Here is a 21,963-nt window from a genome sequence, read left to right on the forward strand (position 1 = left end):
CGACGGAAGAGACGACCGGACGCGACGCCATAGACACCGTGCTACGGGGAGGTCAGTAATGCCAGCCAAGGACGACCCGATCGTCATCAAGAAATACGCCAATCGCCGTCTCTACAATACCGGCACCAGCACCTATGTGACGCTGGAAGATCTCGCCGAAATGGTGAAGCGCGATGAAAATTTCGTCGTCCAGGACGCCAAGTCCGGCGACGACATCACCCATTCGGTTCTGACGCAGATCATTTTTGAACTGGAAAATGACCGCAACGGACAGAACATGCTGCCCGTATCCTTTTTGCGCCAGCTCATCGCGTTTTATGGCGATCAGATGCAGATGGTTGTTCCAAGCTTCCTGGAACAATCCATGATGGCCTTCTCAAAAGAGCAGGAGCGCATGCGCGAGCAGATGAACAAGGCTTTTGGGACGTCGTCCATGGACATGATGGGCATGTCCGCTCCGATGAAAATAGTGGAAGAGCAGACGCGCCGCAACATCGAGATGTTTCAGAACGCGATGCGCATGTTCACACCGGTGCCCGGAGCTTCCGAGCAGCCCGCGGCAACGGACAGGGAAGCGGGCAATGACACACACCGCTCCGACGACCTGAAAGACTTACGGGAGCAGATCGCGGCGATGCAGCGCAAGATCGATTCAATGGGTGATTCCTGATCCAGAACACCTCCGCAGACCACCCCCCACTCTGGAATGCACGAAATGTCTGATCCCGTTCGCAACCGGCAGGCCATGCTTGAAGGCATGTCGCCGGTGCTGAGTGAGGGCGTCTATGTCTTCTGCAGCGTTAGACCGGATACCGCCGAGAAACTCCTCAAGGACGCCGTCGGAGCTTTCAAAGAGGAGGAGGGAACGACACTCGTCCTGAGCCTGGAACGCGCCGAAGCGCTTGGTTTCGATACAGACATGCCGATGCGCCGGATCGTCCTTAGCGTCTATTCGGCGCTAGACGGTGTGGGGCTAACCGCTTCCGTGGCCACGGCACTGGCAGAGGAAGACATTCCCTGCAATGTGATCGCCGCTTTTCATCACGACCATATCTTCGTGCCCGAGAAGCAGGCGGAAAAGGCCTTCTCGGTCCTTCTCAACGTTCAACAGCGCGCTGAGGCGAATGCGGTGAATGGGTAGCCCAAACAAAAAAGGCCAGTCAAAGACCGGCCTTTTTCGCAATCCACTGGAGAAAGTCGCTTATGCGTCCTTCGGCTCCAGAACCTGGCGACCGCGATACATGCCAGTCTTCAGGTCGATGTGGTGCGGACGACGCAGCTCGCCCGAGTTCTTGTCTTCGACATAGGTCGGCGCCTTGATGGCATCGGCCGAGCGGCGCATGCCGCGCTTCGAAGGCGTCGTTTTCCTTTTTGGTACAGCCATTGTCCTGCTCCGCTAATCGGTCAAAGGCCGTTGCGGCCCCTTGATCCAGGGCCCAGCATCTCGGCCGGGAATTGGAAGTCGGCGTGCCTATACACCTCAAAACGGCCTTTGACCAGTGGGTCGCAGCGCATTTTTTGGAGAATTGCCGCAATCAGGGTTTCAGACACCCCACATAACCGCCTGCCTTGCGCGCCCGCTGCTCGATATTTGCAGCGAGCCTGTTGAGACCGCCGGACGGCTTTGCCGGATTGCGCTCCAGCGGATTGGGCAACGTCACCGCCAGCAGCGCGGCCTGACGGCGCGTAAGCTCGGAAGCCCGCCGCCCGAAGTAATGCTGCGCCGCAGCCTCCGCGCCGTAAATGTTTGGGCCCCATTCGACAATGTTCAGATAAATTTCGAGGATACGTCGCTTGGAAAGGACAAGATCGAGATAAACCGCCAGCGGAAGCTCCAGACCTTTGCGCAGGAAGGAGCGACCCTGCCAGAGATAGAGGTTCTTCACGGTCTGCATCGGTATGGTGGAGGCTCCACGCGCCTTTTCGCCCGACAGCGCATCATTGATGACGAGGTTCAACGCGGCCCAGTCGATCCCGTCATGCGCACAGAACTGCCCGTCCTCCGACATGACAACAGAATACTGGATCAGCGTTCCCATTTTATCGAGTGAGGTCCAGCGGCGGTCATATCCTTCAAGCGTTGCCAGATCGCGCATCATCAAAGTGGAAAGAGGGTGAACAAACGGGACCTTGTAAAGAAGCGTCAGTCCCGCCGGTATCAGGGCCAGAACGACGACGATGGTCACGACATGGCGCAAAAACCATCTTCTCCAGCCACGCGCGGGTCCCGGCCGCGTTTTACCGCTGCGGCCACGACGCCGACTGCCCATGGTCGACGACTTTTTTTCCGGATCGACTGTCGGGCCGCTCAATCCTGTTTCCCCGTATCAGAGACGCCATAAAACTGCTTTTCGCATAACGCTCCAATGCCTGCGGCGCAATGGCACCTACAAACGGACTTGACCCCGGCGCCCATTAACGGCATCGCTCCGGACATGGAAGAGACACCCACCCTCCCCTTCGAGGTTAAACTGGCCGCCGGCGCGAACCTGGTGGAGAAGACCCTGCGCGACCTGCTCGGCACCCGGCCGCTCGAAGGCGAATTACATCGACCCGAACGGCTGCTGATGGCCATGCGCCATGGTGTTTTGAATGGCGGCAAACGCTTGCGGCCTTTCCTCGTACTCGAGACTGCCGCGCTGTTCGATACGAGCAACCAGAGTGCTGCACTTCGCGTGGCGGCAGCGCTGGAATGCGTGCACTGTTACTCTCTCGTCCATGACGACCTGCCCGCAATGGACGATGACGACCTGCGCCGGGGCCAGCCGACGGTGCATCGCGCTTTCGACGAAGCAGCCGCAATCCTGGCCGGCGACAGTCTTCTGACATTCGCTTTCGACATCATCAGCGCCGCGGAGACGGAACTATCCACCGAGGCAAAGCTCACGCTTGTCAATCGGCTGGCACGCGCCGCTGGCATGGGTGGCATGGCCGGAGGGCAGGCGCTGGATCTGGCTGCCGAAGGCTCGAGCCTCAGCGAAGAAGAAATACTCCTCCTCCAGTCCATGAAGACTGGCGCCCTCATCCGCTTTGCCTGCGAGGCCGGCGGCGTGGTGGGTGGCGCTCAACCCGCGGAGACAGAACGTCTCGGTGAGTTTGGATCCGCCATCGGCCTGGCTTTTCAGTTGGCCGACGATCTTCTCGACCTCACATCGAACAGCGAAACAATGGGCAAGGCGACCGGCAAAGACGCTGCTGCTGGCAAGGCCACTTTGGCAAGTCTGCATGGAGTCGAGTGGACACGTCGTCAACTCAATGGTCTCGTCGCCCAGGCCGAGGATATTCTGGACCCGTTCGGCGAACGTGCCGAGACCCTGCGGCAGGCAGCCCGTTTCGTGGCTGACCGGCAGAAATAACACTGAAGCCGCCCAGTTTTTGCTTAGAGACACGCGGCAGCACAAGCCGTTTTGCTGTTCTGTTCTTCAAACGTGACCGCGCATTCATATTCGCAGGTCACGAGGGCATGTAAAAGCTCATTCTTTTAGCGTTAATCACGCATTAATCAGGATGCTCAATTCTTACGGGAAATGGGGACGTCTTGGGAATAGCAATGCCTACCCTGGGGACACAACAATATATGCGCGGACGCCTGTTCGTGCTCCTGGCCGGGTTTGTCATCGCTGTTGCCATGGGAACCGGATTCTTGCTGTGGCAAACGCAGACCACCAAGAACCAGGTACGTTTCGGCGCATTCATCAGTCACATGGCGGACGCCACCAATGATGTAATTCATAACGCGCTGCGGCTTGAGCAGGCCGAGCTTCTTGCCAGCGGCGATGCGGCTGAGACCGAAGCGAGCCACAACGAGCTCGAGATGGCGCTGACGCGATTGAACGCCGCCTATCAGGCGCTCGAATTCGCAATAAGCGGTGAAGTGACCACGCTCGAAAGCCAGCGCCTGACCAATCTTCAGGGTGGCCTGGAATCAGATGCACCCGTCCCGCAGGCGATGCCGGTCGCCACGGACATCACGGGCCATGCCGTCCCGGCTTCTGTGCGGCGTATCTGGCTTGGGCAGAATGAAGAGGCCGCGCTCCGCACGCAGATTCGCGACATCATCTCACTCGCCAACAGGCTTGAGGTGTTTACCGACTATGACAACGCCACGGCACGTCGCGTTTTCAAACAGCTTCAGACACTTGCCAACACCCAGGTGCGCCCGGAACTAAAACGCATTTCCGACCTTCTCAACGCGGGGATGATTGAAAGCCATGGCACGCTCCAATGGGGTCTATTTGGCGTCGCGGTGGCCATGGTGACAGCGAGCCTCATCCTCGCGCTCCGGATTTTTGAGCCTATGATCCGTCGGATATCGAAGGCCCATCAGGATCTGCACAGCGCGAATATCTCGCTTGCAGCCGAAAAGATAAAGGCGCAGTCGGCCGATCGCACGAAATCGGAATTCCTGGCTAACATGAGCCATGAAATCCGCACGCCAATGAACGGTGTCATGGGCATGGCAGAACTGCTGGCGCGCACCAATCTCGACCAGCGACAGGCGATGTTCGTCGACGTGATTGTCAAATCGGGCACCGCTCTTTTGACCATCATCAACGACATTCTCGATTTCTCGAAGATCGATGCCGGCCAGTTGAAGCTGGACGAAGCGCCGTTCAGGCTTGGCGAGGCAATTGAAGATGTGGCGGCTCTTGTTTCCTCGCGCGTGGCCGAAAAAGACCTGGAGCTCATTGTTCGTGTCGATCCGGAGCTCCCTGCCTCATTCATCGGCGATGTGGGCCGGTTCCGTCAGATCGCCACAAACCTGGTCGGCAACGCCGTGAAATTCACCGAGCGCGGTCATGTCCTGATCGATGTTTCGGGAAAATCGGACGGGGAAACCACCCAGGTCACGGTTCGGGTGGAAGATACCGGCATCGGCATTCCTCAAGAAAAGTTGAACGTGGTCTTCGACAAGTTCGCTCAGGTCGATTCATCGTCCACCCGCCGCCATGAAGGGACAGGACTGGGTCTGGCCATCGCCGTAAAACTGGCCGAACTGATGGGAGGCTCGATCGAAGCGACGAGTGAGGTGGGCAAAGGTTCCACATTTACCTTCACTGTGCCGTTTGCTGTGGACACGGCCAATGCCGTCCAGGCAACTGCGCCGGTGGATGTTTCGGGAGCACGCGTGTTTGTCATCGATGACAATCCGATCAACCGCGAGATTTTGCTGGAGCAACTGAACAGCTGGGGCTTTGAGTGCGCGGCGGCGGAAAGCGGCGCCGTCGGCCTCGCCTTCCTTCAGCGCTCCGCTCAACTTGATGCACGAGTGGATTGTGTCATCCTCGACTACCAGATGCCGGAAATGAATGGCGCTGATGTCGCCAGGAAAATCAAGGCCGACCCGGCGCTCACCGGCATTCCGCTCGTTCTACTCACATCAGTCGACCAGACCGATACGGCGCGCCTCATGAGCGAATGCGGGATCGCCGCTCATCTGAACAAGCCCACACGCGCCTCCATGCTTCTGGAAACGCTGGTTTCTGTGATGCAGGTGAGCCGCGCTCTTCCTGCACGGGACAACGCCGAAACTCCGAACCAGGCCAAACCGATTCAGATCCATGCTTCAACCCCCTGGAGCGGGGTCTCTCTGGATCGCGCGGCATCAACGGGCCACTCGATGTTCTGGTAGCCGAGGACAACGAAGTGAACCAGCTTGTTTTCAGTCAGATTCTCGATGGGATGGGTCTGAAATACAGGATTGCAGGCAATGGCAAGACGGCAGTCGAAATGCTGCGCACACTGAAACCCGGACTGGTTCTCATGGATGTCTCGATGCCGGAGATGAACGGCTATGAGGCGACGGCTGCGATCCGGGAACTGGAAGCCGCCAACGGCACGCACACGCCGATCATCGGCATCACCGCCCATGCCTTGAGGGGCGACAGGGAGAAGTGTCTGGGTGCCGGCATGGACGATTACCTGCCCAAGCCGATTTCCCCCCAGAAACTCGCCGACAAGATCACTCACTGGCGAAACAGCGCTCAGCGACTTTCGGAGAGCGCCTGACATAGGCCCGCAGAGACCCGCAGAGGCTGACTTCAGGGTTCTGGCCTTTAAAGGTTTTCCTGCTGGATACGCCCTGACGCGTGGATGCAAACGATATCGAGGCGCTCAGACCCCACATTGGCGAAGCTGTGCGGTGTATCGGCCGGAACCACAACGATATCTCCCGCATGCGCCCTCACCGTTTCGCCGTTCACCGTGAACTCGGCTTCGCCCGAATGTAGAACCCAGGTTTCCGAATAGGGATGCTTGTGCAGACCGGTTGCGTGGCCGGGCGGGCTGTTCATGACGAACATGGAAACCTGCCCGCCATATGGCTCCCCCTCAAAGGTCACCGTGCCCTTGGGGCTCGGCTTCTGCTCAGAACGGCGAATGATTTCGAACATTGCGGTTGCTCCCTTCTTCCTCAAAACGCCCTTCGCGACACTGGGCGCTGAATATCTTTGCGCAAAGATAGTTGCAATATATCTTAACGTCAAGATATATAATGGGCCTTTGATACCCGCAGACGATCAGGAGCTTTCATGACCTTAGAAAAAACCGGGGCGGATCATGTCGACCGCCTGCGAGCGCAATGGGCACGCGAGCTTGCCGATCTGGACACGAGCCCCATGAGCATTCTCGGCCGCATCTACCGGCTATCAATGCTCGTTCGACCCGGTATCGAGGAAACCTTCGCCGCCTTTGGCCTTGATCGGGGCGAGTTCGACGTTATTGCCACACTGCGCCGCGCCGGAGCGCCCTACCGCCTGACGCCAACCGAACTCTACAGATCCCTAATGATCACTTCGGGTGGCCTGACACACAGGTTGAAACGGCTCGAAAAGGCAGGTTTGGTCAAGCGCGCGCCCTCCCCTGAAGACGGGCGCAGCATGATGGTTGAGCTGACATCCGCAGGCAAAACCCGCGCCGAGGAGGCGTTCAGGGCCGACATGGCCAGCGAGCTTGCACTTTTTGCCGCGATGCCCCAGGCGCGCCGCGAGCTACTTGAGGAGCTGCTGCGCGAACTGACCCATACGGTGATGTCATCCCTGGCTGATCGGCAAAAGTGACGTGCTATTCCGCTGTCTCGCGAGGACCGAAACGCTTTTCGATGTAGTCTGCGACCATTTTTTCAAACTCTGCCGCGATGTTCTCGCCCCGCAGCGTTGCTGCCTTCTTGCCATCCACAAACACCGGGGCAGCCGGCGTTTCTCCTGTACCGGGCAATGAGATACCGATGTCGGCATGCTTGGATTCACCGGGCCCATTGACGATACACCCCATTACCGCAACCTTGAGGCTCTCCACACCGGGGTATTTCTTGCGCCATACCGGCATGTTCTTGCGCAGATCGCCCTCGATCTTCTGGGCGAGCTCCTGAAAGACGGTCGATGTCGTCCGGCCGCAGCCGGGGCACGCCGCAACAACCGGCAGGAACTGGCGGAATCCCATCGTCTGCAGAAGCTCCTGCGCCACCTGTACTTCACGGGTGCGGTCGCCGCCTGGCTCCGGCGTCAGGGAAATGCGGATCGTATCGCCAATACCCTGCTGCAGCAGAATGCCCATCGCGGCTGATGAGGCGACGATGCCCTTCGTGCCCATCCCGGCTTCGGTCAGCCCCAGATGCAGCGAATGATTGGAGCGTCGTGCAAGCTCGGTATAGACGGCGATCAGGTCCTGCACCTGGCTGACCTTGGCCGAGAGAATGATGCGATCACGGCCGAGCCCGATTTCCTCCGCAAGCTCGGCCGACAGAAGCGCCGACTGCACAATGGCTTCGCGCGTCACTTCCTGAGCGGTCATGGGCGAGCCGTTGTTCTGGTTCTCGTCCATCAGGCGCGTCAACAACTCCTGATCGAGAGAGCCCCAGTTGACGCCAATACGCACCGGCTTGTCATACTTGATCGCCGTTTCGATGATTGCCGCGAACTGACGGTCCTTCTTGTCCTTGAAACCGACATTGCCCGGGTTGATGCGGTATTTGGCCAAAGCCTCGGCGCATGCGGGATGATCGGCCAGAAGCTTGTGGCCGATGTAATGAAAATCCCCCACGAGTGGCACAAAAATACCCACCCGCTCCAGCCGCTCACGAATACGTGGCACGGCAGCGGCCGCCTCATCGCGGTCAACGGTAATACGCACCAGTTCAGAACCGGCGCGATGAAGAGCGGCAATCTGCGCGACCGTGCGGTCCACATCCGCCGTGTCCGTGTTTGTCATGGACTGGACGACCACGGGTGCGTCCCCACCGACAATCACATTGCCCACGGCAACACCCACGGCCTCGCGCCGCGGAAATGGTGAAGAGAAATAGCCGCTCACAGATTTGCTGGCCGTGAATGTTCCGGTCATGGGGGAACTGTCCCGTTTTCAGCCGTATCGGGCTTGAGGTGGCCGAGACAGGCCGGAATGTCAATGGCGCAGAAGTGCATTTGCGCAGATCGCCTCGCTTGACAGCGTCTCCATCCATCGCTTTGCTGCAATGCAACAACACTCCTTTTTCCAGCTTCAACAAAAGGCCATGCCATGCAGGAAGAACCGGGCAAGCAAAATCGGACGGCTGTTATCACCGGTTCAACCTCGGGCATCGGCCTCGGGGCCGCCAAAGCACTGGCAGCCAACGGCTGCAACGTCGTGCTAAACTCGTTTACAGACAGCCCCGAGGACCATGCTGTTGCGAAAAAGCTTGCCGATGATCACGGCGTGGAAGCAGCCTATGTGAGCGCCGACATGTCCGACCCGAATGCCTGCCGCATGCTGATCGATGAGGCGGCGCAACGCTTCGGACGCCTCGACATACTCGTCAACAATGCCGGCATCCAGCATGTCGCCGCTGTCGAAGATTTTCCAGTCGAGAAATGGGATGCCATCCTGGCGATCAATCTTTCGTCATTCTTTCATACCATCGCAGCTGCGATCCCTCATATGAGGAAGGCAGGCTGCGGCCGCATCATAAACATCGCCTCGGCGCACGGCCTGCGCGCCTCGCCGTTCAAATCTGCCTATGTCGCCGCCAAGCATGGCGTGGTGGGCCTGACCAAGACAGTGGCTCTCGAACTCGCAGAGACCGGCATCACCTGCAACGCCATCTGCCCCGGTTACGTCCTGACACCTTTGGTGGAGGCGCAGATTCCCGACCAGATGAAGGTGCACGATATGGATCGTGAAACGGTGGTGCGCGAAGTGATGCTTGCCAGGCAGCCCACGCGGGAGTTTGTCACTGTCGAGGAACTGGGTGGTCTGGTCGTCTTTCTGTGTTCCGATCACGCATCGCAGATGACTGGCACGGCCCTGCCGATGGATGGCGGCTGGACGGCGCAATAGGACAAACGCAGATTTTAAGATACGACCCCGGCTCAACCGCGCCTGGGTTGCGCTGCGGCCATGGAAATCTCCAGAACCCGCACCAGTCGCCGCGCGCCGTCTATCGCCGGCTTGCCGCACAAACCGCGCATGCGCATGCCTTCAAGACCATCCAGCAGAATTTCTGCCAACCCCCGGGCCGAAAGCCCCTGCCCCTCAAGGTCGGCATTTGTCCGCGATGCCTCATCCGCCACCGCTGCCTCGACAATGGCTGTCAGCCCATCGCGCCACTCGGCGATGATATCGGCGGCGATCTTGTTTTCCATGTCGAGAATTTCCTGTCCATGAGCCGACTGATCGATGGTCTCGATCAGCCCGAACAGGGCCCGGTCGAGTGCCGTCATCATTCGCTCGCCAAAGGTCCCCTCTTCGGCAAGCCCCTGCCGAGCTCCTTCCAGCGATTGCTCAAGAACGCATGCGCCGATGGCACGAAAAATATCTGCCTTGTTCCGAAACTGCAGGTAGAGCGCCGGCCGCGAAACATCTGCGGATCTGGCAATGTCATCCATTGTCGTTCGAGCGAAGCCATAGGCAAGAAACACCTTCATGGCGCCATCAAGGATGCGCTCCCGTTTGGGGTCATCGGTACATCGGGCAATCAAATTCATGGGTTGCACTTTCTTTCAACGACATATTGACAAAATAACGAATTTTGTCAATATGTCCCAACCTTCGCGCATCCAGCGCGCAAAGGGCGTTTTTATCTGCTCGCACTCTGGCACCGGGCCAACGTCCGTTGATGTCAGGAGCATTGGCCGTTCGGCTTTTGTAAAGCGTGCGTGTGCGATATATGAGCGTTCTTTTGCCGCAAGATACCGCGTCTTGCCCTTGCGCTTTGGCGTCTTGCCCTTGTGCTTGGCGAATTGAACTCTGCGCGGGCAGTCCCCATATCGGGTCGGTCCTTAGTCGACAGGCCGGCTCTATCGCATCGGAAAACGACATGCCGAAGATTAGGTTGCACAAACTTGCCGCGATTGCCGTGCTTGTCGCGACAGCCGCCTGGATCGCCACCGGGGAGTTTTCCTCTGTCGGTAGCGCCAGCGAAGAACCACAGACTGTGGCGCAAAGACCCGAAAACAAGCCGGCTGAAGCGCAGACGGTAACTGTTGCCACGCCACCGCGTATCGATCATTCAAGAACAATCCGCGTTTCGGGCAAGACCGCCGCTGACAAACGTTCGGCTCTGGCCCTGCGCGCTGGCGGCGTAGTCTCGGAGCTGCCGGTCTCCAAGGGCGACAGGGTATCCGCGGGCGACCTGATCCTGAGGCTCGAAACCGAAGGCAAAGAGGCTGCGGTGGAGACCGCGCGTCAGGTTTTGGCCCAGAGAGAGGCCGAGTCCGAAGCTGCTGCCCGCCTTGCCAAGTCCGGCAATCTTGCCCGCCTGCAGTTGGACAGCGCTCGCTCGGCGCTTGCCACCGCCCGTTCCCAGCTCGAGGCTGCTGAAGCCGATCTCGCACGCATTACCGTGCGCGCGCCCTTCGATGGCATTATTGACAAGGTCGACGTGGAGCTCGGCTCCTCTGCCATGCAGGGTCAGGAAGTTGCCACACTGATCAAGCTCGACCCAGTGATTGCCGTGGGCGAGGTCAGCGAACATGATCTTGGGTCTGTAGATGTCGGTGACAAGGCGGATGTTCGGTTGGTCGACGGCACGAAAGTCAGTGGTGAAGTCCGCTTCGTCAGCCGCGAGGCTTCGGAGCAGACCCGTACATTCCGCATCGAGGTAGCGATCCCCAATCAGGACGGCGATATTCCCGCCGGCATGACCGCGGAGATCAACATTCACGCCGAGCCGGTGGAGGCTGTCGCCTTACCGCGTTCTGTGGTCACCTTGAACGAGGATGGCGAGCTTGGCGTTCGCGCCGTCAATGAAGACAGCAAGGTTGTGTTCTATCCCATCGATCTGGTCGACGACACGCCTCGGGCTCTCTTCCTTGCCGGAATCCCGGCCGATGCTCAGGTGATCGTCGCCGGCCAGGATCTCGTGACCGAGGGTGATACGGTGAAGACAGAAATCGCCGATCAGAAGCTGATACGGGAACTGGCAGGCGTCCTCGCCTCCGAAATGACCGCCCGTTAAGACAGCCCACGGCGGCGGAGACCGGTTTTCGCCCAAAGGCTGCACAACAATGAAACAGAGCGCCTTCGGTATCAGGAGAAATACTGAAGCGCGCTGACGGGACAAGACAGGACCTGCCCGATGGACGTCGTCCGTATTGCAATTCAGAATGCCAGACTGACTTTATCCATCCTGCTCTTCTTCGTGGTTGCCGGATCACTGGCCTATATCAGTATCCCCAAGGAAGCCGAGCCGGATGTACCGATCCCGATCATCTATGTGAGTCTGACCTATCAGGGCATCTCACCAGAGGATTCGGAGCGGCTCTTGCTGCGGCCGATCGAGACCCGGCTCAAAAGCCTTGAGGGCGTCAAGGAAATGCGCTCCTCCGCATATCAGGGGGGCGGCTTTGTTCTCGTCGAGTTCCAGGTCGGCTACGACTTCTCCAATGCCATCGAGGACGTGCGCGCCAAGGTCGCCGACGCACGGCGCGAGCTGCCACAGGGGGCTGATGAGCCCTCGGTGCATGAAGTCAACATTTCAGAATTTCCCATTCTCGTCGTAACGCTTGCCGGCAATGTGCCCGAACGTGTTCTTTCCGCCGCAGCACGGGAGCTCCGAGACCGGATCGAAGAAATTCCTGGCGTGCTCGAAGGCACACTGCAGGGCTCGCGCGACGAACTGGTCGAGATTCTCATCGATCCGATGAAACTCTCTTCCTACGGCTTGCAACTCGACCAGATGATCAATGGCGTTAATGCCTCAAACAGTCTTGTCGCAGCCGGGTCGCTGGAAGGCGAGGCCGGACGCTATGCGGTCAAGGTGCCTTCGTTGATCGAGACTGTGGAAGATGTGGCCAATCTACCGATCGTTTCCAGCCCCGATGCCGTGGTGCGCGCGCGGGATCTGGCGGAAATCCGCTCCACTTTCAAGGATGCTGAAACGATCACCCGCCTGAACGGCAGAAACGCTATCGCCATCGAGGTCAAGAAGCGGGTAGGCGCAAATCTGGTTGATACGGTGGATGCTGTGAAGGCCGCCGCAACTGAATTCGAGAAAGTTACGGATGGCAACATCACCGTGTCCTACAGTCAGGACAAGTCGGTGATGATCCGTGACATGCTCAACGACCTGCAGAACCATGTCCTGATCGCGGTGATTCTGGTTTTCATCGTTGTCCTCTACACCCTCTCCGGGCGCGCTTCCCTGCTGATCGGCCTCGCCGTTCCCGCTTCCTTCCTGATGGGCATCTATGCTCTTTCGCTTGGAGGTTTCACCGTCAATATGGTCGTGCTGTTCAGCCTCATCCTGGCTGTCGGCATGCTGGTCGATGACGCCATCATCGTAACGGAGTTCGCCGAACGGCGCATGACCGAGGGCATGGACAAGGCGCAGGCCTTCGAGCTGGCAGCAAAACGCATGGCCGGCCCCGTCATTGCCGCCACCATGACCCGTATCGCTGCCTTCTCGCCCCTGCTTTTCTGGCCGGGCATTGTCGGCGAGTTCATGAAGTACCTGCCGATCACACTGATCGTAACGCTAAGCGCTTCGATGATCTATGCGCTGATATTCACCCCAACACTGGGTGCAATCTTCGCCAAGGCGCATGTACAGGAGGAGCAGAAGCCAGACGGGTGGTATATGGGGCTTGTAAAACAGGCCGTCCGCTTTCCCATAACGGTTCTGCTGCTCACGGTCGGCCTCCTGGGCGGCATCATCTATTCCTACTCGCAATACGGTGCCGGCGTTGAGTTCTTCCCCGATGTCGAGCCGGAATACGGTCTCATGTATGTGCATGCCCGTGGCAATCTTTCACTTGAGGAGATGGACCGGCTGACAAAACCTGCCGAGGATAAGCTGCTCAACTGGCCAGGCATTGAATCCGTCTATACACGCGTCGGCAAGACCCGTGGCGGCGGGCAGGACATTGACGAAGATGTCATCGGTGTCATCCAATACGAATTTATTGACTGGCGGGAGCGCGAGCCTGCAAGCAAGATCCTTGATGATCTGCGGCGTGAGCTTGCCGGCACCCCTGGTGTCGAAATCGAGGTCCGCGTACCCGAAGGCGGTCCTCCGACCGGTCAGCCGATCCAGGTTCGCCTTTCAGCTGCGGACCCGACAGACCTGAACAGCCATGCCGCGGAGGTCGCGCGGGCGATCGGAAACGTGCCGGGCGTGATCGACATATCTGACGGCCTCCCGCCACCCGGCATCGACTGGGCGATCAAGGTGGATCGCGCCAAGGCAGCGCAATACGGGATCAGCCCGGTGTCTGTCGGCACGGTGGTCCAGCTTGTGACCAACGGGTTGAAACTGTCAGAATACCGGCCCGCCGGTGTCGACGACGCTGTCGATATTCGCCTGCGCCTGCCCGAGGACCGGCGCACCCTCTCTGCCCTGGATCAGCTGCGGGTCCAGACATCACAGGGTCCGGTCCCAATCTCCAACTTCGTGTCACGCGAACCGGAACGCTCAACCGGCATTTTGAACCGCATCGACGGACAGCGCACCATCGTCGTCACAGCCAATGTCGCCAGCGGCTATCAGGTCTCGGCCGTCCAGGCCGAAGTCACGCAGACGCTTGGCGACATGGACCTTGGCGCCACACGCTGGAAACTCGCTGGATCGAACGAAGAAAGCGAGGAAGCGAGCGCCTTCCTGTCGAAAGCATTCGGTGCTGCAATCTTTCTGATTTTCGTGGTGCTTCTTGCCCAGTTCAACAAGTTCACCAGTGTGTTTCTGGTGCTGATGACCGTGGTGATGGCCACAATCGGCGTGTTCCTCGGGCTGCTCATAACCGGACAGCCCTTCGGTATTGTCATGTCCGGCATTGGTGTCATCGCACTCGCCGGCGTGGTGGTGAACAACAACATCGTGCTGATCGACACCTATGACCGGCTGCGGCGCGAAGGCTGGAAAAAGCAGGAAGCCATCCTTCAGACCTGTCGCGAACGCGCGCGCCCGGTCATGTTGACCGCCATTTCCGCTGTACTTGGTGTTGCGCCGATCGCGTTCGGTCTTGGCCTCGAACTGTTCCATCAGGAAGTGACCATCGGAGCGCCGTCGACCCAATGGTGGATTTCGCTGTCGGGAGCCATCGTCTACGGCCTGACCTTTGCCACAGCTCTGACGCTGATCGTCACGCCTTCCGCTCTGATGGTGTTCACGCGCGAAACATTGCCGGCCGGCCAGAAACGGCGCGGTCTGCTGGCTCGCCTGTTCCGGCGCGGCCAAAAAGACAAAGCTCCGGTGAAGACTTCCGACGTTCCGGAAGACCCCTTCCCCAATCCAGCGGAGTAATAGGCTGATCAGATCAGCACTGCGGGCCGGCACGTCTCCCGCGACGTGCCGGCTTCTTTGCATTTTGAGGGAACCTGGGCGCGCCTGACACGTTGAAATGCAAAGCTTTCAACAAAGCGAGGAGAACGCGATGTCGCTCGGCACAATCCTCATCATCATTCTGATCCTGATCCTGCTTGGCGCCATACCCGCCTGGCCGCATTCACGCGGATGGGGTTACGGACCATCGGGTATCCTTGGCCTGATTCTTGTTATCGTCCTGATACTGATGTTGATGGGAAGCATCTAGCTCAGGGTAAGATCAGGCACCACCCGCGGGCTCGACGGCGATCGTATCAGCGGATCTGACAAGATTGGCCAGCATCAGAACGCAGGCAAGCAGGATGGAAAATGCCAGGAAAATCGGTGCAAATCCGGTGCGCTCGGCGATGAAGCCCACAAGCGATGGGGCGACGAGCATGCCGGAGTAGCCGATCGTGGTGGCAACGCTCATGCCAGCCCCCGGGGAAATCCCCGGTTGGTTGCCTGCCGCGGAAAAGACAATCGGCACCATGTTGGCTATTCCCATACCACTGAGTGCGAAGGCAATCGTCGCCAGCATAGGTGACGTAGCAAAGCCTGCTCCAAGCATGCCGATCGTGGCCACGATGCCCGAATAGCGCAAGGTACGCACTGCACCGAAACGATTGCGCAACCGGTCGCCGGCAAAGCGCATGATCGCCATGGCGCCGGAAAACGCGGTAAAAGCAAGGCTTGCCTCGGCTATCCCCGCGCCCATTTCCTGCCGCAGATAGAGCGCTGCCCAATCGAGCACCGCTCCTTCCGGCAACATGCAGAAAAGTGCAACAAGGCCTGTCACATAGACCATCGGATTGCGCGGCAGTCCACTGCGCCCATGGCCGTTCTCTCCGGCCACGGGCCGGGCTTCTACAATGAGGAACGGAAGGGTGATCACCACAAGCGCAAAGGCAAATGCCACTACCATTCCGGCATGCGCCATGTAGCCAAAACGCTCCAGCAACAGGCCGCCGGCACCCGCACCAAAAAACCCACCAAGACTCCAGAACCCATGTGATGAGGACATCACCGCTCGCCCGAGCCAACGCTCCACCGCCACGGCATTGGCGTTCATGGAGATATCCATCGCACCCAGAAATGCGCCGAAGAAGATGAGAGCTGCAACCATTTGCCAGATCTGTGCGGCTCCAACGAGCCCACCAAAAGACAAGGCGCAAACAACAGCGGCAACCCGCAGCACAATGCGGGAACCAAACCGGCCAATCAGATAACCGCAAAGCGGCATGACCGCTACGGCACCGCAGCCGAAAACCAGAATGAGCAAACCGAGTGCCGTTTCACTCAGCTCAAATCGTGAGGCGACAACCGGAATCTGCGGCGCCCAACTGCCGACCATGAAACCATTGACGAAAAAGCAGGCCGCTACGGCCCAGCGCCCGATGGACGCATTGCGGGAGGACATGACCGGCTCCAGGAACAACGGCGCGAGTTGGATATTCCCAGCTCGCGCCGCATTTAAATCGGTTTAATCGGGCTCGTCAATCCGTTCTCGTCAATCACCGCTCGCGAACACGACAAGGAGGTCCTTGGCATCTATCTGATCGCCCGCGCCCACAAGAACCTCCGCGATCGTGCCATCGCGCTCGGCATGAAGCGCTGTTTCCATCTTCATGGCCTCGATGGACAGGAGCACATCGCCTGACTGCACGTTCTGCCCCGGCTTGACGGCAAGCGTCGACACCACACCAGGCATCGGCGCCCCCACATGCGCTTCGTTGCCCGCCTCCGCCTTGCGACGGGCAGCGGCTGCGGATGCGCCGTGAACCCGATCAGGGACCTTGACGCGGCGCGGCTGGCCATTGAGCTCGAAAAAGACCGTGACCATGCCTTTCTCGTCAACATCGCCAACGGCAAGGCAGCGGATCACCAGCGTCTTGCCACGCTCGATCTCGACGAAAATCTCGTCCTCCGGTTCCATGCCGTAGAAATAGACCGGCGTGGGAAGAACGCTGACCGGACCGTAATTTTCCGATGCCGCTACGAAGTCCGTGAACACTTTCGGATACATCAGCCAGGAGGCAAACTCATACTCACTCACCTTGCGGCCGAGCTTCTCTTCCAGCGCCTTGCGATCTGCATCCAGGTCGGCCGGCTCAAGCAGTGAGCCGGGTCGTACCGTGATCGGCTTCTCCCCCTTCAAGACCTTCTTCTGCAGGGCCGCAGGCCAGCCTGCTGCCGGCTGCCCAAGGTCGCCATGCAGCATGGAGACCACCGAATCCGGGAAGGCAATATCCTTCTCCGGATTCTGGACATCCGCGACGGTCAGATCCTGCGAAACCATCATTAGCGCCATATCGCCCACGACCTTGGACGATGGCGTGACCTTGACTATGTCGCCGAACATCATGTTGACGTCGTGATAGGCGCGCGCCACCTCGTGCCAGCGGGTCTCCAGCCCCAGCGAACGCGCCTGTTCCTTCAGATTGGTAAACTGGCCACCCGGCATTTCGTGCAGATAGACCTCGGACGCCGGTCCTTTCAGATCGCTTTCAAAGGCGGCGTACTGGTTGCGCACGGCCTCCCAGTAGAAGGAGATACGGCGCACCCATTCGCGATCAAGACCGGTATCGCGGGCATCCCCCTTGAGCGCCTCGACGATGGAGCCGAGACAGGGCTGCGATGTGTTGCCGGAGAGCGCATCCATGGCTGCGTCGACGGCGTCGACCCCGCTTTCAACGGCGGCAAGCACCGTTGCGGCGGAAATGCCGGACGTGTCGTGCGTGTGGAAGTGCAATGGCAGATCGGTAGCCTCGCGGAGCGCCTTGAAAAGCACCCGCGCAGCTCCCGGTTTCAGGAGGCCGGCCATATCCTTGATGGCGATAATGTTTGCACCGGCAGCCTCAAGTTCTCCGGCAAGCCCGACATAGTATTTCAGATCGTACTTCGCGCGATCCGGATCGAGGAGATCGCCCGTATAGCAGATGGTCGCCTCGCAGAGCTTGCCTTCGGAGCGCACCGCGTCCATCGCCACGCGCATATTCTCCACCCAGTTGAGGCAGTCGAACACACGGAAGAGATCGATGCCGCCTGCGGCGGCCTGTTTGACGAAATGCTGCACCACATTGTCCGGATAGTTGGTGTAGCCGACGCCATTGGCCCCGCGCAGCAACATCTGCAGAAGCAGGTTGGGCGCACCCTCGCGAATGCGCGACAGGCGCTCCCAGGGGTCTTCCGTCAGGAAGCGCATTGCGACATCGAAGGTCGCCCCGCCCCAGCATTCCAGCGACAGAAGCTCCGGCAGCGCCCGGGCATAGACGCCGGCAATGCGCGCCATGTCGAACGTGCGCATGCGGGTGGCGAGCAGCGACTGGTGCGCGTCGCGCATGGTCGTGTCGGTGACCAGCACACGCTCCTGCTCGCGCATCCATTTTGAGAAACCCTCGGCTCCAAGCCTGTCGAACGTCTGCTTGCTTCCATCCGGCACCGGCAGGTCCACATACGGCACATGGGGCGGTGCCGCCTCGGCATTGGGCAGTGCCCGGCCCCGCGCCTCGGGATGGCCGTTCACCGTAACGTCGGCCAGATAATTCAGGAGCTTGGTCGCACGGTCCCGCCGCTTGACCTGCGTGAAGAGCTCAGGCGTCTCGTCAATGAACCGGGTCGTATAGGAGGCGTTGCGGAAATTCGGATGGCTGATGATCGCCTCAAGGAAGGTCAGGTTGGTCGCTACGCCGCGAATGCGGAACTCCCGCAGCGCGCGATCCATACGGGCGATGGCTTCTTCGGGCGTTGGCGCCCAGGCCGTGACTTTCTCCAGCAGCGGATCGTAGAAACGCGTGATGACCGCGCCGGAATAGGCCGTGCCGCCGTCCAGACGGATGCCGAAACCGGTCGCGCCGCGATAGGCAGTGATGCGACCGTAATCCGGGATGAAGTTCTGCTCCGGGTCTTCCGTGGTGATGCGGCACTGAAGGGCGTCACCATTCAGACGAATGTCTGCCTGCGCCGGCACGCCTGAAGCCTTGTCGCCGATTTTCGCCCCTTCAAGAATATGGATCTGCGCCTTCACGATATCGACGCCGGTCACCTCCTCGGTGACCGTGTGCTCCACCTGAATGCGCGGATTGACCTCGATGAAATAGAAGGCGCCCGTGTCTGCATCCATGAGGAATTCGACTGTGCCAGCACCGATGTAATTCGTCGCCTCGGCGATCTTTAGAGCATATCCGCAAAGTTCCGCGCGCTTTTCATCGTTGAGATAGGGCGCCGGGGCACGCTCAACGACTTTCTGGTTGCGACGTTGAATGGAGCAGTCACGCTCGAACAGATGCACGGCATTGCCATGGGTATCACCCAGAATCTGCACTTCCACGTGGCGGGCGCGCTCGACCAGCTTTTCGAGATAGACTTCATCCTTGCCGAAAGCGGCCTTGGCCTCGCGCTTTGCCTCGGTGACCTCGTGCTCCAGATCCTCGCGGCTGCGAATGACACGCATGCCGCGTCCGCCGCCGCCCCAGGAGGCCTTGAGCATGACAGGGAAACCCACCTCCTCTGCCATCTGGGCGACCTTTTCCATATCATCGGGCAATGGCTCGGTGGCGGGAACCACCGGCACGCCCACCTCCACCGCCAGATTGCGCGCAGCCACCTTGTTCCCGAGGCGGCGCATGGTATCGGGCCTCGGACCGATGAAGACAATACCGTTTTCAGCGCAGGCTTCGGCAAATTCGGGGCTCTCGGACAGAAGGCCATAGCCGGGATGGATAGCGTCGGCTCCCGAAAGTTTGGCGACGCGGATTACCTCATCGATCGAGAGATAGCTCTCGATGGGGCCGAGATCACGCTCGAGATGCGGTCCACGCCCCACCTGGTAGGATTCGTCGGCCTTGAAGCGGTGCAGTGAATATTTGTCCTCCTCGGCCCAGATGGCCACCGTTCGGATGTCGAGTTCATTGGCTGCGCGAAAGACGCGGATGGCGATTTCGGAACGGTTTGCGACAAGGATCTTCTTAATCTGCACTGGCAAAAACTCCGGGAAGAGAAGGTTTGTGCGGGATTGCCCGGCGCGAAACTCCCCTCCGCGCCAAAACGACGCGTATGATTAGCGTGGACGATGCTGCGGTGCAAACTTTCTTGACGTGGAGGAAGCATCGCAGGTTCCGAAGCGGGCTTTTCCCCAACGCGTGTTTTTTTGCCAAGCCGGCTTTTTCATTTCACGCGTTTCGGCCAAGGGCTGCTTCCGCCCGATGGCCGCTCCCGCCTTCGTCCCTCCGGTCAGTGATGGCGCTCGCCCCTCATCCTCACCTTCTCCCCGCTCACGGGGAGAAGGGGCGTTTGGTGCTGGTGCGCATTCTGCAGAGGGGGCGCGCGGGCATTTTGGACAGGCTCCTTCGTTGCCGCGCGGGGTTGCCGCCGGGGTTTGGATCGTTCGGGAAACGGGGCGCGTTTTTCGTGCCTCTCTGTTGGGTATTGAAGTGGCGCGAAAAGCGCGCCCCGCCGGCCGCTGTCCCGTCTGCCGGCCGGTCACTCGGGCGATCTGTGCCCTAGCGGCTTTTCCGCAACCGACATGATGCCGGCCGCCGACCTTTCGCGGGCCCTCACAGGCCCCGGGTTACCGAACCCGAGGGGGAGGCTGCCGTCGCCCCTCCTGATCCCCGGCTCCGGTCCCGGTTCCCGACAGGGGCGATGGGGGAAGTGTAGCGGAGGTTTTGAGGGTGGGGAGAAAAGAGCGAATAGGGAGTAGCGAATAGCGAGTAGGGAACGCGCTTCAACTCCCTCGTGATCCCATGGCCTGATCATGGGATCCATGCCGTTGCGGTGGTGACGGGGTAGGAGTGAGAAAAAATGTACGTGCCCGGGACGGGCCGAAGTTTATCCCCGGCGTCCCGGCATGGATCCTCGGATCAGGTCCGAGGATGACGAAAGGACTGGAATGCCAGCCGAATGAAATTGGGCGCCAGCCGCCTCACCAAAAGAAAGCGGCCCGGCATCACTGCCGGGCCGCCAAACCTCACATCAAGCCAGTGGCTTACTGCTCGAGGTAGTCGTATTTGCCGTCTTTCCACTCGTAGAAGACATAGCCGGGCAGCGTGACGTCGCCCTTGTCATCGAAGGAAAGGTCGCCGAGGACTGTCGAGAAGGTGCCTTCATTCAGCGCGGCCACCACCGGATCATAGTCGGTGGAACCGGCTGCCTCGACAGCGTCCTTCCATGCCTGAATGGCGGCATAGGTGTAGAGCGCGTAGCCCTCCGCCGTCTTGCCGGCAGCAAGCAGCTTGTCGACGACCGGCTTTGCGATCTCGTTCTTGCGCGGATCGGGCGAGAAGGTCATCAGCGTGCCCTCACCTGCTTCACCGGTGATGGCCCAGTACTCGTCTGTGACGAGAGCGTCACCGGAGACGAGAACCGTGTCCATGCCCTGCTCGCGCATCTGGCGTGCCATGAGGCCGGCTTCCGTGTGGTAGCCGCCAACATAAAGAACGCCAACGCCTTCCTGCTTCAGCTTGGAAACAAGCGCGGTGTAATCCTTTTCACCGGCGGTGTAAGCTTCGTAGAGGGCCGGTTTACCGCCAGCAGCCTCGTAAGCAGCCTTGGTCGCATCGGCGAGACCCTTGCCGTACGCAGTCTTATCGTGGACGAAGGCCACCTTCTTGTCGGCGAAGTTCTCGACGAGGAACTTGCCTGCCACATCACCCTGCTGGTCGTCACGACCGCAGACGCGGTAGACGCCCGGGCCAGGACGGTTGTCGGTGAAAGCCGGGTTCGTGGAAGCCGGCGAGATCTGGATGATACCTTCCTCGGCATAGACCGAAGATGCCGGAATGGATGAACCCGAGCAGAAATGGCCTGCAACGAAGGAAACACCGGAACCGGCGAACTGGTTGGCGACCGCGACAGCCTGCTTGGGATCGCAGGCATCATCGCCCACTTCCAGCTTCAGCATTTCGCCGTTGACGCCACCGGCCTCATTGATGTCGGCGATGGCCTGTTCTGCGCCTGCCTTCATCTGCTCACCGAAGGAAGCGTATTGACCCGTCATGGGGCCAGCGACCGCAATCGTGATGTCCGCCCATGCGGAACCGGTCATCATCAGGCTGAGTGCTGCGCCAGCCATAAGTGCCTTTTTCATGACTTCTCCCTTAAAAACACCAGAAGTTCCCTTGGCTTTCCGGAAATGGTGTTTGGCTTTCCGGTTTGGCCTGTGCGGGCCGCACCGGCCCGCTTAATCGGCA

The 21,963-nt window shown here is 59.6% G+C and carries 18 protein-coding genes; 10 read left to right on the forward strand and 8 right to left on the reverse strand.

All coding sequences use genetic code 11. The features are described from left to right. Nucleotides 1–58 precede the first annotated feature (58 nt). Both phaR and HF949_RS01030 read left to right on the forward strand, forming a co-directional pair. Complete coding sequence (phaR, locus tag HF949_RS01025; RefSeq protein ID WP_292897747.1) at nucleotides 59–670, forward strand: polyhydroxyalkanoate synthesis repressor PhaR; 612 nt, start codon at nucleotides 59–61, stop codon at nucleotides 668–670. A 45-nt stretch (nucleotides 671–715) separates the two neighbouring features. Beyond that, nucleotides 716–1,141, forward strand: a complete 426-nt coding sequence (locus HF949_RS01030) for an ACT domain-containing protein (RefSeq protein WP_292897749.1) — start codon at nucleotides 716–718, stop codon at nucleotides 1,139–1,141. 60 nt (nucleotides 1,142–1,201) lie between these two features. Here HF949_RS01030 and rpmF read toward each other — a convergent pair whose 3' ends face one another. Beyond that, nucleotides 1,202–1,384 carry a 50S ribosomal protein L32 gene (gene rpmF / locus HF949_RS01035; protein WP_007007560.1) on the reverse strand — a complete coding sequence of 61 codons (183 nt, stop codon included), beginning with the start codon at nucleotides 1,382–1,384 and terminating at the stop codon, nucleotides 1,202–1,204. Between the two features lie 151 nt (nucleotides 1,385–1,535). Beyond that, the gene (gene mtgA, locus HF949_RS01040; RefSeq protein ID WP_292899961.1) at nucleotides 1,536–2,270 is read right to left on the reverse strand and encodes a monofunctional biosynthetic peptidoglycan transglycosylase; all 735 of its coding nucleotides are present in this window, start codon (nucleotides 2,268–2,270) and stop codon (nucleotides 1,536–1,538) included. A 165-nt stretch (nucleotides 2,271–2,435) separates the two neighbouring features. Between mtgA and HF949_RS01045 the strand changes: the two genes are divergently transcribed. From HF949_RS01045 to HF949_RS01055, 3 genes are all read left to right on the forward strand, one after another. Next, a complete protein-coding gene (locus HF949_RS01045; RefSeq protein ID WP_292899962.1) occupies nucleotides 2,436–3,356 on the forward strand; it encodes a polyprenyl synthetase family protein in 921 nt (306 codons plus the stop codon). 221 nt (nucleotides 3,357–3,577) lie between these two features. Then, nucleotides 3,578–5,632 (forward strand): ATP-binding protein, encoded by a 2,055-nt coding sequence (locus HF949_RS01050; RefSeq protein ID WP_292897751.1) that lies wholly within the window; start codon nucleotides 3,578–3,580, stop codon nucleotides 5,630–5,632. Between the two features lie 14 nt (nucleotides 5,633–5,646). Beyond that, nucleotides 5,647–6,009: a response regulator gene (locus HF949_RS01055; protein WP_292897753.1), complete on the forward strand. Its 363-nt coding sequence runs from the start codon at nucleotides 5,647–5,649 to the stop codon at nucleotides 6,007–6,009. 47 nt (nucleotides 6,010–6,056) lie between these two features. Here HF949_RS01055 and HF949_RS01060 read toward each other — a convergent pair whose 3' ends face one another. Continuing rightward, nucleotides 6,057–6,392 (reverse strand): cupin domain-containing protein, encoded by a 336-nt coding sequence (locus tag HF949_RS01060; RefSeq protein WP_292897755.1) that lies wholly within the window; start codon nucleotides 6,390–6,392, stop codon nucleotides 6,057–6,059. 138 nt (nucleotides 6,393–6,530) lie between these two features. Between HF949_RS01060 and HF949_RS01065 the strand changes: the two genes are divergently transcribed. Further along, complete coding sequence (locus HF949_RS01065) at nucleotides 6,531–7,058, forward strand: MarR family winged helix-turn-helix transcriptional regulator (protein ID WP_292897756.1); 528 nt, start codon at nucleotides 6,531–6,533, stop codon at nucleotides 7,056–7,058. 4 nt (nucleotides 7,059–7,062) lie between these two features. On the opposite strand, the gene ispG is transcribed toward HF949_RS01065, so the two are convergent. Continuing rightward, nucleotides 7,063–8,340, reverse strand: a complete 1,278-nt coding sequence (gene ispG, locus HF949_RS01070) for a flavodoxin-dependent (E)-4-hydroxy-3-methylbut-2-enyl-diphosphate synthase (protein WP_292897757.1) — start codon at nucleotides 8,338–8,340, stop codon at nucleotides 7,063–7,065. Between the two features lie 174 nt (nucleotides 8,341–8,514). Here ispG and HF949_RS01075 point away from each other — a divergent pair, with 174 nt between their 5' ends. Continuing rightward, nucleotides 8,515–9,312, forward strand: coding sequence for a 3-hydroxybutyrate dehydrogenase (locus HF949_RS01075; protein ID WP_292897758.1), 798 nt, complete (start codon nucleotides 8,515–8,517; stop codon nucleotides 9,310–9,312). 32 nt (nucleotides 9,313–9,344) lie between these two features. On the opposite strand, the gene HF949_RS01080 is transcribed toward HF949_RS01075, so the two are convergent. Then, nucleotides 9,345–9,959, reverse strand: a complete 615-nt coding sequence (locus HF949_RS01080; protein WP_292897759.1) for a TetR/AcrR family transcriptional regulator — start codon at nucleotides 9,957–9,959, stop codon at nucleotides 9,345–9,347. 332 nt (nucleotides 9,960–10,291) lie between these two features. Here HF949_RS01080 and HF949_RS01085 point away from each other — a divergent pair, with 332 nt between their 5' ends. From HF949_RS01085 to HF949_RS01095, 3 genes are all read left to right on the forward strand, one after another. After that, complete coding sequence (locus HF949_RS01085; protein WP_292897760.1) at nucleotides 10,292–11,431, forward strand: efflux RND transporter periplasmic adaptor subunit; 1,140 nt, start codon at nucleotides 10,292–10,294, stop codon at nucleotides 11,429–11,431. A 120-nt stretch (nucleotides 11,432–11,551) separates the two neighbouring features. After that, nucleotides 11,552–14,713 carry an efflux RND transporter permease subunit gene (locus tag HF949_RS01090; protein ID WP_292897761.1) on the forward strand — a complete coding sequence of 1,054 codons (3,162 nt, stop codon included), beginning with the start codon at nucleotides 11,552–11,554 and terminating at the stop codon, nucleotides 14,711–14,713. Between the two features lie 130 nt (nucleotides 14,714–14,843). Beyond that, on the forward strand, nucleotides 14,844–15,002 hold the full coding sequence (locus tag HF949_RS01095; RefSeq protein WP_292897762.1) for a DUF3309 domain-containing protein: 159 nt from the start codon (nucleotides 14,844–14,846) through the stop codon (nucleotides 15,000–15,002). A gap of 12 nt (nucleotides 15,003–15,014) precedes the next feature. Here the strand turns inward: HF949_RS01095 and HF949_RS01100 are convergent, their stop codons facing one another. The 3 genes from HF949_RS01100 to HF949_RS01110 form a co-directional block, all read right to left on the reverse strand. Continuing rightward, the gene (locus HF949_RS01100) at nucleotides 15,015–16,193 is read right to left on the reverse strand and encodes an MFS transporter (RefSeq protein WP_292897764.1); all 1,179 of its coding nucleotides are present in this window, start codon (nucleotides 16,191–16,193) and stop codon (nucleotides 15,015–15,017) included. Nucleotides 16,194–16,283: 90 nt separating this feature from the next. Next, nucleotides 16,284–19,751 (reverse strand): pyruvate carboxylase, encoded by a 3,468-nt coding sequence (gene pyc, locus HF949_RS01105; protein WP_292897766.1) that lies wholly within the window; start codon nucleotides 19,749–19,751, stop codon nucleotides 16,284–16,286. Nucleotides 19,752–20,759: 1,008 nt separating this feature from the next. Beyond that, entirely contained in the window at nucleotides 20,760–21,860 is a 1,101-nt protein-coding gene (locus HF949_RS01110) for a branched-chain amino acid ABC transporter substrate-binding protein (protein WP_292897768.1), read from the reverse strand. Nucleotides 21,861–21,963: the final 103 nt, after the last annotated feature.

Origin of the sequence: Nitratireductor sp., assembly GCF_017794765.1 — a bacterium.
Lineage (GTDB): Bacteria > Pseudomonadota > Alphaproteobacteria > Rhizobiales > Rhizobiaceae > Nitratireductor.

Bases quoted from the DNA above. Each gene is read 5' to 3' on its own strand.
- phaR (WP_292897747.1), top strand. From the start codon at position 59: ATGCCAGCCAAGGACGACCCGATCGTCATCAAGAAATACGCCAATCGC.
- HF949_RS01030 (WP_292897749.1), top strand. From the start codon at position 716: ATGTCTGATCCCGTTCGCAACCGGCAGGCCATGCTTGAAGGCATGTCG.
- rpmF (WP_007007560.1), bottom strand. From the start codon at position 1,384: ATGGCTGTACCAAAAAGGAAAACGACGCCTTCGAAGCGCGGCATGCGC.
- mtgA (WP_292899961.1), bottom strand. From the start codon at position 2,270: ATGGGCAGTCGGCGTCGTGGCCGCAGCGGTAAAACGCGGCCGGGACCC.
- HF949_RS01045 (WP_292899962.1), top strand. From the start codon at position 2,436: ATGGAAGAGACACCCACCCTCCCCTTCGAGGTTAAACTGGCCGCCGGC.
- HF949_RS01050 (WP_292897751.1), top strand. From the start codon at position 3,578: ATGCGCGGACGCCTGTTCGTGCTCCTGGCCGGGTTTGTCATCGCTGTT.
- HF949_RS01060 (WP_292897755.1), bottom strand. From the start codon at position 6,392: ATGTTCGAAATCATTCGCCGTTCTGAGCAGAAGCCGAGCCCCAAGGGC.
- HF949_RS01065 (WP_292897756.1), top strand. From the start codon at position 6,531: ATGACCTTAGAAAAAACCGGGGCGGATCATGTCGACCGCCTGCGAGCG.
- ispG (WP_292897757.1), bottom strand. From the start codon at position 8,340: ATGACCGGAACATTCACGGCCAGCAAATCTGTGAGCGGCTATTTCTCT.
- HF949_RS01075 (WP_292897758.1), top strand. From the start codon at position 8,515: ATGCAGGAAGAACCGGGCAAGCAAAATCGGACGGCTGTTATCACCGGT.
- HF949_RS01080 (WP_292897759.1), bottom strand. From the start codon at position 9,959: ATGAATTTGATTGCCCGATGTACCGATGACCCCAAACGGGAGCGCATC.
- HF949_RS01085 (WP_292897760.1), top strand. From the start codon at position 10,292: ATGCCGAAGATTAGGTTGCACAAACTTGCCGCGATTGCCGTGCTTGTC.
- HF949_RS01090 (WP_292897761.1), top strand. From the start codon at position 11,552: ATGGACGTCGTCCGTATTGCAATTCAGAATGCCAGACTGACTTTATCC.
- HF949_RS01095 (WP_292897762.1), top strand. From the start codon at position 14,844: ATGTCGCTCGGCACAATCCTCATCATCATTCTGATCCTGATCCTGCTT.
- HF949_RS01100 (WP_292897764.1), bottom strand. From the start codon at position 16,193: ATGTCCTCCCGCAATGCGTCCATCGGGCGCTGGGCCGTAGCGGCCTGC.
- HF949_RS01110 (WP_292897768.1), bottom strand. From the start codon at position 21,860: ATGAAAAAGGCACTTATGGCTGGCGCAGCACTCAGCCTGATGATGACC.